16 protein-coding genes are annotated in these 14465 nt (G+C 57.0%); all 16 read left to right on the top strand.

Annotated elements, in window-relative coordinates; all coding sequences use genetic code 11:
• The first annotated feature begins 111 nt into the window (after window positions 1-111).
• The 16 genes from DQX05_RS18610 to DQX05_RS18685 all read left to right on the top strand — a co-directional run bounded on the left by DQX05_RS18610 (window position 112) and on the right by DQX05_RS18685 (window position 14374).
• Window positions 112-3792, top strand: a complete 3681-nt coding sequence (locus DQX05_RS18610; protein WP_119795003.1) for a nitrate reductase subunit alpha — start codon at window positions 112-114, stop codon at window positions 3790-3792.
• A complete protein-coding gene (narH, locus tag DQX05_RS18615; protein WP_119795004.1) occupies window positions 3782-5251 on the top strand; it encodes a nitrate reductase subunit beta in 1470 nt (489 codons plus the stop codon). The genes DQX05_RS18610 and narH overlap by 11 nt, the downstream gene beginning before the upstream one ends.
• 42 nt (window positions 5252-5293) lie before the next feature.
• Window positions 5294-5995 carry a nitrate reductase molybdenum cofactor assembly chaperone gene (gene narJ, locus DQX05_RS18620; RefSeq protein ID WP_182914813.1) on the top strand — a complete coding sequence of 234 codons (702 nt, stop codon included), beginning with the start codon at window positions 5294-5296 and terminating at the stop codon, window positions 5993-5995.
• The gene (gene narI, locus DQX05_RS18625) at window positions 5992-6672 is read left to right on the top strand and encodes a respiratory nitrate reductase subunit gamma (RefSeq protein WP_119795006.1); all 681 of its coding nucleotides are present in this window, start codon (window positions 5992-5994) and stop codon (window positions 6670-6672) included. Before narJ ends, narI begins: the two co-directional genes overlap by 4 nt.
• A gap of 48 nt (window positions 6673-6720) precedes the next feature.
• Window positions 6721-7377 carry a molybdenum cofactor guanylyltransferase gene (gene mobA / locus DQX05_RS18630; protein ID WP_119795007.1) on the top strand — a complete coding sequence of 219 codons (657 nt, stop codon included), beginning with the start codon at window positions 6721-6723 and terminating at the stop codon, window positions 7375-7377.
• Window positions 7352-8389: a ThiF family adenylyltransferase gene (locus DQX05_RS18635; RefSeq protein ID WP_119795008.1), complete on the top strand. Its 1038-nt coding sequence runs from the start codon at window positions 7352-7354 to the stop codon at window positions 8387-8389. The genes mobA and DQX05_RS18635 overlap by 26 nt, the downstream gene beginning before the upstream one ends.
• Window positions 8390-8409: 20 nt before the next feature.
• Window positions 8410-8640, top strand: coding sequence for a molybdopterin converting factor subunit 1 (moaD, locus tag DQX05_RS18640; protein WP_119795009.1), 231 nt, complete (start codon window positions 8410-8412; stop codon window positions 8638-8640).
• A gap of 71 nt (window positions 8641-8711) precedes the next feature.
• Window positions 8712-9230: a cyclic pyranopterin monophosphate synthase MoaC gene (gene moaC / locus DQX05_RS18645; RefSeq protein ID WP_119795010.1), complete on the top strand. Its 519-nt coding sequence runs from the start codon at window positions 8712-8714 to the stop codon at window positions 9228-9230.
• Window positions 9227-9688, top strand: a complete 462-nt coding sequence (locus tag DQX05_RS18650; RefSeq protein ID WP_119795011.1) for a molybdenum cofactor biosynthesis protein MoaE — start codon at window positions 9227-9229, stop codon at window positions 9686-9688. The genes moaC and DQX05_RS18650 overlap by 4 nt, the downstream gene beginning before the upstream one ends.
• A 67-nt stretch (window positions 9689-9755) precedes the next feature.
• On the top strand, window positions 9756-10763 hold the full coding sequence (gene moaA, locus DQX05_RS18655; protein WP_119795070.1) for a GTP 3',8-cyclase MoaA: 1008 nt from the start codon (window positions 9756-9758) through the stop codon (window positions 10761-10763).
• A 53-nt stretch (window positions 10764-10816) separates the two neighbouring features.
• Complete coding sequence (gene modA, locus DQX05_RS18660) at window positions 10817-11659, top strand: molybdate ABC transporter substrate-binding protein (RefSeq protein ID WP_119795012.1); 843 nt, start codon at window positions 10817-10819, stop codon at window positions 11657-11659.
• 11 nt (window positions 11660-11670) lie between these two features.
• Entirely contained in the window at window positions 11671-12339 is a 669-nt protein-coding gene (modB, locus tag DQX05_RS18665) for a molybdate ABC transporter permease subunit (RefSeq protein WP_397335698.1), read from the top strand.
• A gap of 87 nt (window positions 12340-12426) precedes the next feature.
• The gene (locus DQX05_RS18670) at window positions 12427-12918 is read left to right on the top strand and encodes a MogA/MoaB family molybdenum cofactor biosynthesis protein (protein WP_119795014.1); all 492 of its coding nucleotides are present in this window, start codon (window positions 12427-12429) and stop codon (window positions 12916-12918) included.
• A gap of 177 nt (window positions 12919-13095) precedes the next feature.
• Window positions 13096-13398, top strand: coding sequence for a rhodanese-like domain-containing protein (locus DQX05_RS18675; protein WP_119795015.1), 303 nt, complete (start codon window positions 13096-13098; stop codon window positions 13396-13398).
• Between the two features lie 167 nt (window positions 13399-13565).
• A complete protein-coding gene (locus DQX05_RS18680; protein ID WP_119795016.1) occupies window positions 13566-13793 on the top strand; it encodes a sulfurtransferase TusA family protein in 228 nt (75 codons plus the stop codon).
• A 98-nt stretch (window positions 13794-13891) separates the two neighbouring features.
• Entirely contained in the window at window positions 13892-14374 is a 483-nt protein-coding gene (locus tag DQX05_RS18685) for a DsrE/DsrF/DrsH-like family protein (protein WP_119795017.1), read from the top strand.
• Window positions 14375-14465: the final 91 nt, after the last annotated feature.

A 14465-nucleotide genomic window follows, 5' to 3' on the forward strand; every position in this document is an offset into this window, starting at 1 on the left:
CCGACGGTAAACTTGGGGAATTCCCTCGCCAGAATGGGGGAGTTCCCCTCTCTTTTGGCCGAAGGCCAGCCCTTACAATAGAGCTAGAATAACGAGCAAGGGGATGAACGCATGAAAAAGAGCAATCCGCTACTGCAGAAGCTGAAATTTTTCCGCAAGCGGGAGACGAACGCGGAAGGCTGGAGTGAAGTTTCGCCGGCCGATCGGACGTGGGAAGACATGTACCGCAGCCGCTGGCAGCATGACAAGGTGGTACGCTCTACGCATGGGGTCAACTGCACCGGATCTTGCAGCTGGAAGATCTTTGTCAAGGACGGCATCGTCACGTGGGAGACGCAGCAGACGGACTATCCGACGACCGGACCGGATATGCCTGAATTCGAACCGCGCGGCTGCCCCCGCGGAGCCAGCTTCTCCTGGTATCTCTATAGCCCGCTGCGCGTGAAGTACCCGTATATCCGCGGCAAGCTGCTCCAGCTATGGCGCGAGGCGCGCAAGGAGCTGGATGATCCGGTGAGAGCATGGGCTTCCATCGTCGAAGACGAGCGGAAGAAGTCTGCCTACAAGTCAGCCCGCGGCAAAGGCGGCATGGTACGGACGACTTGGGAAGAGGCGGCGGAGATCATTTCTGCGTCGATGCTGTATACGATTAAGCAATATGGCCCGGATCGGATTTTCGGCTTTTCCCCTATCCCAGCCATGTCCATGGTCAGCTACGCGGCAGGGTCGCGTTTTCTGTCCCTGATCGGATCGCCGCTGCTCAGCTTCTATGATTGGTATGCGGATCTTCCGCCGGCTTCGCCGCAGATCTGGGGCGATCAGACCGATGTGCCGGAGAGCAGCGATTGGTATAATTCCAGTTATTTGCTCGTATGGGGATCGAACCTGCCTATGACGCGCACACCGGATGCGCACTTCATGACGGAAGCCCGCTATCGCGGGACGAAGGTCGTATCCGTCAGTCCCGATTATGCGGAGTTCGTTCGCTTCGCGGATGAGTGGCTGCCTGCCAAGCAGGGAACGGACGGTGCGTTGGCAATGGCGATGGGGCATGTCATTTTGAGCGAGTTCTATGTCAAGCAGCGGACCCCTTATTTCGAACACTATGTGAAAAAATATACAGACTTCCCTTTTCTCGTCATCCTGACGGAACAAGACGGGAACTACAAGGCGGATCGCTTCCTGAATGCGCATGATCTCGGCGTTGAGACGAACAATGCGGAGTGGAAGACGGTGATGATCGGAGAGAACACCGGCCAATTGCATATTCCGAACGGCACGATCGGCTCGCGTTGGGGCGAAGAGGGCAACTGGAATCTGGAGCTTATCGATACAATAACGGGCGAGGAGATTGTCCCGCAGCTCGGTCTCGGCGCAGACGCCGATGGCCGCCTGGAGCTTATGCTGCCTTATTTCGGCGATGAAGGCAAAAAAACAGTGTCCCGCATCGTACCGTATCGGACCGTGACCTCGGCGGATGGAACCGAGTATCGCGTAACGACCGTATACGATCTGACCTTGGCGCAATATGGCGTCGATCCCGACGGGATGAGCCGCTATGATGAGGCGGGCATCGCATGCACGCCGGCTTGGCAAGAGGCGATAACCGGCGTAGATCGCACATCAGTCACGCAGATTGCCCGTGAATTCGCCCAGAATGCGATCGACAGTCAGGGACGATCGATGATTATTGTCGGAGCGGGCATCAACCACTGGTACAACTCCGATACGATCTACCGCAGCATCCTGAACCTCGTCATCATGACGGGCTGTCAGGGCGTGAACGGCGGCGGTTGGGCGCACTATGTAGGACAGGAGAAGCTGCGCCCTGCGGAAGGCTGGGCCACGGTTGCCTTCGCCCGCGACTGGACGATGCCTCCGCGGCAGCAGAACGGAACTTCGTTCTTCTACTTCGCGACGGATCAGTGGCGCTACGAATCGAACCCGGTGGACGGGCATACGTCACCGCTTGTAGATAAGGCCCGTTATACGCATTATGCCGACTACAATGTGCTCGCGGCCCGGCTGGGCTGGCTGCCTTCCTACCCGCAATTCAACGAGAATTCACTCACCCTGACCGCCCAGGCGCAGGAGCATGGTCTGAGCACGAATGAGGAGATCGCGCAATATGTTGCGCAGCGGCTGAAGAATCGCACACTATCGTTCGCGATCGAGGATCCGGACGCGGCTTCGAACCATCCCAAGGTGATGTTCGTCTGGCGCGCCAATCTGATCTCCAGCTCCGGGAAGGGGCATGAGTATTTCCTGAAGCATCTGCTTGGCACGCATAACGGCCTGCTGAATGATGATCAGGAGGCGATTCGGCCGCAAGAGATCGCCTGGCGGGAAGAAGCCTCCGAGGGCAAGCTGGACCTGATGGTCGATATCGACTTCCGCATGTCGGGAACGGCCGTCTATTCCGACATCGTGCTCCCGGCAGCGACCTGGTACGAGAAGAGCGACTTGTCCTCCACCGATATGCATCCATTTATCCACCCGTTCAATCCGGCGGTGCCGCCGCTATGGGAATCGAAGTCGGACTGGGAGACGTTCAAGACGATTGCGAAGATATTCTCCGAGATGGCGCAGGCCGAATTCGCCGCTCCCGTCACAGATGTCGTTGCCATGCCATTGCAGCATGACACGCCGGATGAACTGGCCCAGCCGCAGGGCAAGATACGCGATTGGAGCAAGCAGGAGATCGAGGCGATTCCAGGCAAGACGATGCCCAAATTCGTCGTCGTGGAACGGGATTATACGCAAGTGTATAAGAAAATGATCTCGCTCGGGCCGAACGTGAAGGAGAAGCCCTACGGCATTAAGGGCATGAACTGGTCTGCCGCCGAAGAATATGAGCTGCTGAAGAAAGTGAATGGCGTGACGAAGGACGCGGGGGCCGGAGCGGAATGTCCGCAGCTCATCACCGATCGCCAGGTGGCGGAAGCGATCTTGACGCTGTCATCGACGAGCAACGGGCAGATGGCGGTCAAGGCATGGGAAGCGCTGGAGCACAAGACGGCGCTGAAGCTGACTGATCTGGCGGAGGATCGAATCGAAGACCGGTTCACCTTCGAGGATATTACGGCGAAGCCGAAGACGGTCATCACCTCTCCGGCATTCAGCGGGTCGGAGCAGCATGGACGACGGTATTCGCCGTTTACGACGAATATCGAACGGCTGATTCCGTTCCGGACGCTAACGGGACGCCAGCATTTCTATCTCGATCATGAATTATTGAGCGAGTTCGGCGAGAATATGGCGATCTTCAAGCCGACCTTGAAGCATGCGCCGTTCCACAGCGTGAAGCAGCGTCCGGGCGTGAAGGGCAAGGAAGTGGTGCTGAACTTCATGACCCCGCACAGCAAATGGTCCATTCACAGCATGTATTACGATTCGCTCCCGATGCTGACCTTGTTCCGGGGCGGTCCGACGATCTGGATGAACAAGGATGATGCGGCAAGCGCGGAGATTCAGGATAATGACTGGATTGAATGCTTCAACCAGAATGGCGCTGTCGTAGCCCGGGCGGTACTGACGCACCGGATGCCGCGGGGCATGGCCTTCATGCATCATGCCCAGGATCGGACGATTAATGTGCCCGCGACCGATGTCTCGGCGACGCGCGGCGGAACGCATAACAGTCCGACGCGAATTCATGTGAAGCCGACGCATATGATAGGCGGCTATGCGCAATTGAGCTATGGCTTCAACTATTACGGGCCAACGGGCAACCAGCGCGACTTGTACGTCGTGATTCGCAAACTGCAGGAGGTGAACTGGCTTGAAGATTAAAGCACAGATCGGCATGGTGATGAACCTGGACAAATGCATTGGCTGTCATACCTGCTCGGTCACATGCAAAAATACGTGGACGAACCGCAAAGGCGCCGAGTATATGTGGTTCAACAATGTGGAGACGAAGCCAGGGATCGGTTACCCGAAACAATGGGAAAATCAGGACCGCTATAAAGGCGGTTGGGTGCTCAAAAACGGGAAGCTGGAGCTTCGCTCCGGCAGCCGCGCCAAGCGGTTGATGAATATTTTCCATAACCCGGATCAACCGACGATCGATGATTATTATGAGCCGTGGGATTACGACTATGAGAAGCTTCAGCAAAGTCCTGAACGGAAGCACCAGCCTGTCGCGCGGCCGAAGTCGCAATTAACCGGGGAATATATGGAGCTGAACTGGGGGCCGAACTGGGAAGACGATCTGGCAGGCGCCCACAACACCGGGCTGCTGGATCCGGATATGGCCGGCATTCAAGAAGCCGTGCGAATGGAGTTCGAGCAGGTGTTCATGATGTATTTGCCGCGCATCTGCGAGCATTGCGTCAATCCTCCATGCGTATCGAGCTGTCCGTCGGGCGCCATGTACAAGCGGGACGAGGACGGCATCGTGCTCGTCGATCAGAATGCCTGCCGCTCGTGGCGGTTCTGCGTGTCGAGCTGCCCGTACAAGAAAGTCTACTTCAATTGGCAGACGAACAAGGCGGAAAAATGCACGCTATGCTTCCCGCGCATCGAACAGGGTCTGCCGACGATATGCTCGGAGACCTGCGTCGGCCGGATCCGTTATCTGGGCGTCATGCTCTATGATGCGGACCGCGTGGAAGAAGCGGCTTCGGTTACGGACGAGAAGCAATTATATGAAGCGCAGCTCGGCATATTCCTTGATCCGCATGATCCGGAAGTGATTGCGGCTGCGCGTGAAGCCGGCATTCCGGGAGATTGGTTGGAGGCGGCCCGGCAGTCGCCTATTTACAAGATGGCCGTGGAATGGAAGATCGCGCTTCCTCTGCACCCGGAATACCGCACGCTGCCGATGGTATGGTATGTGCCGCCGCTTAGCCCGATTACGAATATGGTGGAGGGCAAAGGCGCGGCCGCGTCGGCAGATGATATATTCCCGGCGATAGAGGATATGCGCATTCCGGTGCAATATCTTGCGAACTTGCTAGCCGCGGGAGATACCGGGATCGTCAAGCGGGTACTGAAGAAGATGGCGGTGATGCGATCGCATATGCGCGTCCTCCATTTGGGGAAGGATCCGGATCGGGGACTGCTGGAGGAGCTAGGCATTAGCGAGCAGGAAGTGGAAGAGATGTACCGCTTGCTGGCGATTGCCAAATATGAAGATCGGTTCGTCATTCCGTCAGCGCATCGTGAACAATTCGCGGATCTGTACAGCGAGCAGGGCGCATGCGGCTTCTCGAATATGACGGGCGGCCCGGGGCCTTGCGGAGGATAGAGCGGTGATATCATGTACCGAATCAGTGAGGGGGGAGAGCTCATGAACGAGTTAGTGCGGCGTTCGAGTTGGATGATGCTATCGTGCTTGCTGCAATACCCGGATGACGAGTGGCATGAGGCGGCGGATGAAATCTATGTAAGCTGGTGCGAGCTGCTGCAGCAGGACAGCACGGAGATGAACGAGCGGTTGATTCACCTGGCAGGCGAGTGCATCGCCGGATTTGCCGGGATGGATGCGGAGGCGGTTACGGAGCAATATGTGAAGACATTTGATTTTGGCAAGAAAACGAATCTGTACTTGACCTATGGACAGCTCGGCGAGGATCGCGAGCGCGGCCCGGCATTGCTGAAGCTGAAGCAGATCTATGAACAAGAGAATATGATCCTCGCCACCGAGGAGCTGCCGGATTACTTGCCGCTTATGCTCGAATATGCGGCTGTCGCGGAAGGCGATACAGGAGCGGGCTTATTATTCTCCTTCAAGGAAGCGCTGAAAGGCATCCGGGAAGCGCTCATTGCCGCGGGCAGTCCATATCAACATGTACTGCATGCGATCATGCTGATGCTCGAACAATCCGGGGTGACCGAAGGTTCTGTCCGCTTCGAACCGCCTGCAGGCTGTACAAGCGCCGGCGGGATGGCTGCGGGCTGCGGTCCGATGTGGGCGGCGGCCGGATACGGAGGCGCACCGGTGTACCGGAAGGATGACGCGGAAGCTGCCGGAAGGGGGGCAACGCAATGACGTTCGGCGATCAGTTTTTCTGGGTGATTTACCCGTATATCATTCTGATTATTTTTCTGGTCGGGTTGTATTATCGCTACCAGACGGATCAGTTCGGTTGGACAGCCAAGTCGAGCGAAGTACTGGAGAAGAAAAAACTGAGATGGGGCAGCAATCTGTTCCATGCCGGTATCATGCTCGTCTTGTTCGGGCATATCGGCGGGCTCCTTATTCCGAAGTCGTGGCTGGAGTCCATCGGGATCAGCGATCATTTGTATCATACCGTGGCGATTGTGCTCGGCTCCGCCGCCGGCCTGATGACGCTCGTTGGCTGCATTATCCTGCTGCTGCGCCGCTTGACGGATCGGCGTATCCGGCGTACGAGCAGCTTCGGAGATATGCTGTCGATCATTCTGATTACGCTTATCGTCGTCGTTGGCATGGGGGCGACCTTATTCAATGTGACGAGCCGCAGCGGATTCGATTACCGGGAGACGATCGCGCCTTGGATTCGCGGCGTGTTGACCTTCACACCGGATGGCATATTAATGAAGGATGTACCATATATTTTTAAAATTCATATCATCCTCGGTCTGGGGCTATTCGGCGTGTTCCCGTTTACGAGGCTTGTTCACATGTTGAGCATGCCGATTAAATATTTGAGACGGAGTTATGTCTTGTATAGAAGGAGAAGATAGACGGAAGCTTGCGGCCATAGGAGGGCGCAGGGCGGAAGGAGGCGGACCATGACAGTAAGCGGCGTCATTTTGGCAGGGGGGCGCAATACGCGGATGAACGGCATGAACAAAGCATTGCTCCGTATCCAGGGGGCAACGTTCATTGAACAGCAGGTGTGCCGCATGCGCGAGCTGTGCCGTTCTATCCTTGTGGTTACGCCTGAACCGGCATTATATACCGGACTCTTGGCCAATGTTCAGTATGTGTCCGATATCTATCCGGGCCGCGGTCCGTTGAGCGGCCTGCATGCCGCGTTCCGAATCGTGCCGACGGAGTATGCGTGGGTGGTCGGATGCGATTACCCCGCGATCTCCGCCCAGGCTGCGGAGTGGATGCGGCGCCGCGCCCAGGAAGGCGATTATGACGCGGTGCTGCCGATCGCGGCAGGAAGCCATCAAATGCTGCATGCGCTTTATCGTCCCCGGCGCCTGCTGCCGGTCATTACGGAACGGATGCGAGCAGGGCGGCATCGGCTGTCGGGACTGCTCGAGTCATGCAGCTGGCTCGGGATTGCGGAGGAGGAGTGGAACCGGGCTCGCATCCCGCTTGATTTCATCCGCGATGTGGACACGCCCGGGGAGTATGAAGCATTGCTGAACGAATGCGCCCAAGCGTCAGTGTGGAAGGAGGAGAGCAACCGTGGGCGAAGCGAGACACAGATATAGCAGGCAGCAAAGCTTTCTGCCGATCGGCCCCGCAGGGCAGGCCAAGCTGGGGCGCAAGCATGTCTTGATCGTCGGAGCGGGGGCGCTCGGATCAGGAATCGCGGACATCTTGGCGCGGGCCGGTGTCGGGATAATGACAATCATCGATCGGGATGTCGTGGAATGGAGCAATCTGCAGCGGCAGACGCTCTATGATGAGCAAGACGCGGCGGAACACGCGCCGAAGGCCATCGCGGCAGCCCGCCGGCTTCGGCAGATCAACTCGGACATCGATATTCGGGCGCATGTAATGGATTGCGGCGCAGCCGAACTGAAGGAGCTGTTCGATTCGGCTCCTATCGATCTGATTATGGACGCGACGGATAATTACGAGCTTCGCTTTATCTTGAACGATATTGCTTATTGCTACAATGTACCCTGGATTCATGGGGCATGCTCGGGAAGCTATGGGGTGACTTATAATTTCATGCCGCAGGACACGCCGTGCCTGCACTGCTTGTTATCGCGCGTTCCGCTCGGCGCGGCCACTTGCGATCGGGATGGCGTTATCGCGCCAGCCGTGCAGATGGTCGTGGCCCTGCAGGCCGGAGAAGCGATCAAGTGGTTGTCAGGCAATCACGCGTGCATGTCTGACCGGTATACGGTGTTCGATCAGTGGTCCAACACCTTCCAGTCGTTCCGGATTCACGCCGAGAAGCGGAATGCTTCATGTCCGACTTGCGGCACGCATCGCACGTATCCGTATTTGCGGAGCGCGGCCGCCTGGAAAACGGAAGTGCTGTGCGGGCGCACCACGGTCTCGATTCGTCCTCCGCAGCGTTCCGGCGTGGCTCTGGAGGAATTGGCCCGAACCTTGCGGCGAAGCGGGAAGCGGGTGGCGTCGAATCCGTATCTTGTTCAAGTCGAGGACGGGGAGCAGCGTATCGTTATTTTTGCAGACGGGCGTGCTTTAGTCCATGGAACATCCGATTCGGTTACGGCCAGGAAGCTGTATCATCGTTATTTAGGCTGACGGGGAAAGGATGAAATCGCATGAAAATTTTATTGTTCGCGCATTTGCGCGAGCAGCTTGGCGCATCCGAGCTGATATTGGATCTGGAACCGCTGACGGTTGAGGAATTGATGCAGCGATTACGGGAAATATATCCGTCCCTTTCGCTGGATCATGTCATGGTGGCCGTGAATGAGTCGCTCGTCGATAGCGGCTATCCGGTTCAAGCGGCGGATACGGTCGCGCTGCTTCCTCCGGTTAGCGGAGGGTGAATGCGGCGCAGATTGCGGCTAAGGAATTGGGGTATCAAGCTGACCCAGCAAGCAGGAGAGGAGGACACGGAATGGGCCAGGATAGATTGACGCATTTCAACGGACAGGGAAGGGCGCATATGGTCGACGTAAGCGGCAAGGCCGAGACGGCCCGGATCGCGGTTGCCGAGAGCCGCATTCGCATGAAGCCGGAGACGATGCGGCAGATCGGCGCAGGCACGATCGGCAAGGGAGATGTATTGGCGGTCGCGCAAGTTGCCGGAATTATGGCAGCCAAAAGGACGGCTGAGCTTATCCCGATGTGCCACCCGCTGCCGCTGAACGGTATCGACATCACTTTTGAACAAGAAAATGAAGAGGTGCTGACATTCCGCGTCATCGTGAAAACAACAGGCATGACCGGCGTGGAGATGGAGGCGCTCACCGCGGCGCAAGTGACGGGCTTGACGATCTATGATATGTGCAAAGCCGCGGATAAGGACATGGTGTTGGGACCGACGTATCTGGTCAAGAAGAGCGGCGGAAAAAGCGGAGATTACGTCCGGTCCGATACGGCCGCGAAGGTGACAAGGGAGGGGCATGACGTATGAACCATGCTCGATACCGCATTACCGATCAGCCTATCGTGCCGGAAGAGAGCTCCAATCAAGTGAGGCGGAGAGAGGCAGGGGCAGTCACCCTGTTCCTCGGTACGGTGCGGGAATTGACGCAAGGCAAGCGGACGCTCTACCTGGAATACGAGGCTTATCCTGCCATGGCGGTTGCCGAGCTGGAACGAATCGGGCAGGAGGTACGGGAGCGCTGGCCGGATACAGAGACGGCGGTGACGCATCGCATCGGCCGGCTGGAGATAGGCGATATCGCGGTCGCGATTGCCGTATCATCACCGCATCGCCGGGCGGCCTATGAGGCGAACGAATATATAATCGAGCGAATCAAGCAGATCGTTCCGATCTGGAAGAAGGAGCATTGGGAAGACGGATCGGCATGGATCGGGGATCAGAGCAATACGCAAGCCTATCCGGAAGGCAGACCGCCGATTGGATAGGGGGGGAACGGGAGTTTCACAATCTGCTGGAGTTGGAAGGGATGAAATGGAAAGGGGCGGTGAGAGCATGAGCGCATCTGTGCTGGTGGATAGTTTTGGACGGCAACATGATTACTTGCGCATCTCGGTTACCGACCGCTGCAATTTGCGGTGCATTTACTGCATGCCAGAAGAGGGGCTCGAGTTCGAGCCGTCCGCGCACATCTTGAGCTATGAGGAGATAGCGGAAGTGGTTAGGGTGCTGGCCGGCATGGGGGTGCGCAAGCTGAGGCTGACGGGCGGCGAACCCCTGGTGCGCAAAGAGCTGGATGTGCTGATCGCCATGCTGTCGCGCATTCCCGGGATTGAAGATATCTCGCTGACGACGAACGGCATCTTCCTGGCGCCGAAGGCCGAGCGGTTGAAGCAAGCAGGTCTGACCCGAGTGAATATTAGCTTGGATTCCTTGAAGCCGGATCGGTTCAAAATGATTACCCGCGGCGGCGACGTGGACAAGGTGCTGAATAGCATTGCGGCCTGCCTTGCTGCCGGATTGTCTCCGGTGAAATTGAATGTGGTGCTGATGAAGGGGATAAATGAGGATGAAATCGCGGACTTCCTTCGGCTCACGATGGAGCATCCGATAATTGTGAGATTTATCGAATATATGCCCATTGGACACAATGACTCGCAATGGAAAAATCTCTATCTCCCGCTGCAGCGCGTGTTCGACGTGTGCGCAGAGAGACAGTGGGCTTACCTTCCGGCACCGTCCCGGCAAGGCAGCGGTCCCGCAGATGATTATCGGCTGGAAGGAGCGGCGGGCGGCTTCGGGCTCATCCATCCGGTAAGCAATCATTTCTGCCGCACTTGCAACCGGTTGCGCTTGACGGCCGATGGCTATATTAAGCCATGCCTGGCCTGGACGGAGGATTATCAAGTTCGTCATGTGATCGGAGATGACGAGGCGGTGCGCCAGCTCTTCCTGCGCGCCCTGGGCACGAAGCCCGAAAGCCATGAGATGTTCAAGCAATTGGCCGATGAGCAGACGACCCATACGCCGACGTCACGCCGCATGTCGCAGATTGGCGGATAGCGTGTGGAGTACTTTTTGAGAATGAGACTGTGTACTTTCAAGGAGGCATTGCGATGATAAAATCATTTCGATTTGCGGCTGCCGTGATGCTGCTGGCCCTGCTTATGCTCGCCAGCGCCGCGTGCGCTTCCGGTGTTGAAAATGAGTCCGGTAAAGCATCGGCCGGCATGGCGGCGGGCGAAGCGCAGAAGGAACAGGTGGAGTTAACCGTATCCGCGGCAGTAAGCTTGACAGACGCCCTGTCGGAAATCCAGAACTTATATGAATCGACTCATGCCGGGGTTCAGCTTCATTTCAACTTCGGAGGCTCGGGGGCGCTGCAAAAGCAGATTGAGCAAGGGGCTCCGGCGGATTTGTTTTTCTCGGCGGCAGCGAAGCAGATGAACCAGCTGGTTGAAAAGCAGGTTGTAAACGCGAACGACCAGATGAGCTTGCTGACGAATGAGCTGGTTGTTATCGTGCCTTCTGACAGCAAGGCCAGTGTCAATTCGGAAGCCGGCTTGCTTGAAGATGGGCTCCGTACGGTGGCGATCGGCATTCCGGAAAGCGTGCCCGCCGGCAGCTATGCCAAGGAGGCATTGACGAATGCCGGGCTATGGGATCAACTGCAGCCGAAGCTGGTCCAGGCGAAGGATGTGCGGCAGGTGCTGCAATATGTGTCAACAGGGAACGCCGATGCGGGTATTGTGTATAAGACGGATGCCCTGTCCACTTCTGATGTGAAAATTGCTTATGTCATTGCTCCGTCAACACATACGGCGATAGAGTATCCGCTCGGAATTGTTGCGGCAACGAAGCATAGAGAGGAAGCGGAGCAGTTCTACCGCTATTTACAGACAGAAGAGGCTCTGAACATCTTTGAGAAGTACGGATTCTCGATCCCGTCTTCTTCATGAGCAGCCTCGGGATGGATTGGGGACAATTCTGGCCTCCTGTCTGGTTGTCGTTGCGTGTAGCGGTATGCTCAAGTGTATTGGCTACCGTGAGCGGAGTCCTGTTGACATGGAAGATGTCCCGGGTTCAATTCAAGGGCAAAGTATTCGTTGAGACCGTAATTATGCTGCCGCTTGTGCTTCCGCCTACGGTAGTCGGCTTTATATTATTGGTCTTGCTGGGGAGGAAGAGCTGGATTGGTTCGCTGGCGGAGTGGCTGCTGTCTGCGCCGATCATTTTTTCATGGGGGGCGGCTGTCATCGCTTCCTTCGTCGTCTCCTTCCCTCTTATTTATCAGACGATGAAGACGGGCTTTGCTTCGGTAGACAAGCAATTGGTGGAGGCGGGCCGCTCGCTCGGAGCAAGCGAGTGGCAGGTGTTCCGCTATATTATGCTGCCGCTGTCGACCCCTTCCATCTTGACAGCCTATATTCTGGGATTCGCCCGCGGGCTCGGCGAGTTCGGGGCAACCTTAATGATTGCCGGCAATATCCCAGGCAAGACGCAGACGGTTCCGACCGCCATCTATGTCGCCGTCGATTCGGGCCATATGACGATGGCGTGGGCCTGGACCGTCTCGATAATCCTTGTCTCGTTCATGATGCTCCTGCTGACAGGGAGAGGGAATCGAACATCGGAGTAAGGCTAAGGGCAACAAATATAGCGTCGGGTCGCGCAGCGGGTCAGGGCTGGCTGCCGGTTAACTTGTGAAAGAGGTGGAACTGGAAACATGCGTTGGCGTGTGGCGATACTGACCGCAAGCGATAAAGGGGCGCGCGGCGAACGGAAAGATACCAGCGCGCAGGTTATTCGTGAACTGGTGGAAGAAGAACTGCAAGGAGACATTATCGATTACCGGATCGTTCCCGATGAATTGCATGATATAGCCGCGTCGCTCATCGAGCTGGCCGATGATCATCACGCGGACCTCATCATTACGACGGGAGGGACCGGGCTGGCTCCGCGCGATGTCACGCCGGAAGCTACGATGAAAGTCATCGGGAGAGCGGTGCCCGGAATGGCCGAGGCGATGCGCGCCGCTTCGATGCTTAAGACGCGCCGGGCGATGCTGTCACGGGGGATTTGCGGAATCCGCAACGGTACGCTTATCGTGAATCTGCCGGGCAGTCCGCGGGGCGCATGCGAGAATTTGATGGCGATTATCGATCAATTGCCGCATGCGCTTCGGATTCTGACCGGACAGGAGAGCGAGCATCGTTAATCTCGGAAAAAAGGAGACGGGCAGGCATGACGCATTGACCGCCGCAGCCGATGAGGAAGCACGAACCGCATAGCAGGACTGAAAAGGATCCCTGTTGCTTGACGAGCGGCAGGGATCTTATTATACTGTTGATATACCTATACGGGTATGTGTATATGAAGGTGGAGGTGTGCTGGAATGTCGTGGAAAGAAGTGCTTCCCGGCGAGGCGGAGCAGATGATGAACGCGGAGAAGGCCCGGTGCGTGGATGTCCGCGAGCCGGAGGAATATGAGGACGGACATATCCCGGGTGCGGTGAATGTCCCTCTGAGTGAATTGCCGGAGCGGAGCGGCGAGATCGATCCGGCGCAGGCATGGATTGTCGTGTGCCAAGCGGGCGGCAGGAGCGCGAGAGCGTGCCAATATTTAGCTGCGGCGGGCTATACCCGGCTGCACAATCTGTCCGGCGGCATGAATGACTGGGAGGGAGAAGTGAAGTAGGAGCAGCATTCCGGCACAGGGAGCCCGGCGTCTGTCGCGAGGGTGATATGTTGGGCCGGACGATTCGAGGGAGGGCGCGGGTAGCGGGAGACGACGAGGAGTTCGTATCCATGCGCCACCTGATGCATGACCACGCATAAGAACATCGATTGGAGAGGTGGAACATAATGAAGGTTACGACTGTAGTGGATACGAGCGGAATGGCATGTCCGATGCCGATCGTGCAAGCGAAGAAAGCGCTGGAGGCGCTGGAAAGCGGACAGGTGATGGCGGTCATCTCGACCGATAAAGGGTCGCTGAACGATTTCCAGGCATGGGTCAAAAAGACGAACCATGAGATGGTTGGACAGGAAGAGGAACAGGGCGTCTATAAATTTTTTGTGCGGAAAAAGTAACCGGTCCGAAGGCGGGCACAGCAGTGCCTGTCAATCGCTCCGGCTTGGCAAATGCGTCGCAGCCTATGCCTGCGAAGTAATGGAAAGGAGGGGAGCGAGTGGAACAATCGCCACAGAAGACGACGATTGTGTTGTTCAGCGGAGAAATGGACAAGGCGATGGCCGCGTTCATCATCGCGAACGGCGCGGCCGCTTATGAGCATGAAGTGACGATCTTCTTCACGTTCTGGGGGCTGAACGCCCTGCGGCGGGAAGAGGCCGTCCAGGTCAAGAAGGGATGGCTTGAAAGAGCGTTCGGCTTTCTTATGCCGAGGGGCGCGAACAAGCTGGGATTGTCCAAAATGAACTTTTTGGGCATGGGTCCGAAAATGATCCGGCATGTCATGAAAAAGCACCAAGCGCTGACGCTGCCTCAGCTTATCGAGTTGGCGCAAGAGCAAGGGGTGAAGCTGGTTGCCTGCACGATGACCATGGATCTGCTCGGCCTGCAGCAGGAGGAGCTGATTGATGGCGTCGAATATGGCGGAGTGGCCGCCTATCTGGGCGATGCGGCGGATGGAAGGGTGAATTTGTTCATCTGATAATCCCGAATTCGTGTCGCCGAAGACGGTCCGAAGTCGGTTCACATATGAGGGAACGGCCCTATAGTTCCCGGAAGAGCAAGGGGTGTCT

This window comes from Paenibacillus thiaminolyticus, from assembly GCF_003591545.1.
GTDB classification, from domain to species: Bacteria; Bacillota; Bacilli; order Paenibacillales; family Paenibacillaceae; genus Paenibacillus_B; species Paenibacillus_B thiaminolyticus_A.

What these genes read in the sequence shown, in the direction of transcription:
- DQX05_RS18610 (WP_119795003.1), top strand. Translation starts at nt 112, where the DNA reads ATGAAAAAGAGCAATCCGCTACTGCAGAAGCTGAAATTTTTCCGCAAG.
- narJ (WP_182914813.1), top strand. Translation starts at nt 5,294, where the DNA reads ATGAACGAGTTAGTGCGGCGTTCGAGTTGGATGATGCTATCGTGCTTG.
- narI (WP_119795006.1), top strand. Translation starts at nt 5,992, where the DNA reads ATGACGTTCGGCGATCAGTTTTTCTGGGTGATTTACCCGTATATCATT.
- mobA (WP_119795007.1), top strand. Translation starts at nt 6,721, where the DNA reads ATGACAGTAAGCGGCGTCATTTTGGCAGGGGGGCGCAATACGCGGATG.
- moaD (WP_119795009.1), top strand. Translation starts at nt 8,410, where the DNA reads ATGAAAATTTTATTGTTCGCGCATTTGCGCGAGCAGCTTGGCGCATCC.
- moaC (WP_119795010.1), top strand. Translation starts at nt 8,712, where the DNA reads ATGGGCCAGGATAGATTGACGCATTTCAACGGACAGGGAAGGGCGCAT.
- DQX05_RS18650 (WP_119795011.1), top strand. Translation starts at nt 9,227, where the DNA reads ATGAACCATGCTCGATACCGCATTACCGATCAGCCTATCGTGCCGGAA.
- moaA (WP_119795070.1), top strand. Translation starts at nt 9,756, where the DNA reads ATGAGCGCATCTGTGCTGGTGGATAGTTTTGGACGGCAACATGATTAC.
- modA (WP_119795012.1), top strand. Translation starts at nt 10,817, where the DNA reads ATGATAAAATCATTTCGATTTGCGGCTGCCGTGATGCTGCTGGCCCTG.
- modB (WP_397335698.1), top strand. Translation starts at nt 11,671, where the DNA reads ATGGATTGGGGACAATTCTGGCCTCCTGTCTGGTTGTCGTTGCGTGTA.
- DQX05_RS18670 (WP_119795014.1), top strand. Translation starts at nt 12,427, where the DNA reads ATGCGTTGGCGTGTGGCGATACTGACCGCAAGCGATAAAGGGGCGCGC.
- DQX05_RS18675 (WP_119795015.1), top strand. Translation starts at nt 13,096, where the DNA reads ATGTCGTGGAAAGAAGTGCTTCCCGGCGAGGCGGAGCAGATGATGAAC.
- DQX05_RS18680 (WP_119795016.1), top strand. Translation starts at nt 13,566, where the DNA reads ATGAAGGTTACGACTGTAGTGGATACGAGCGGAATGGCATGTCCGATG.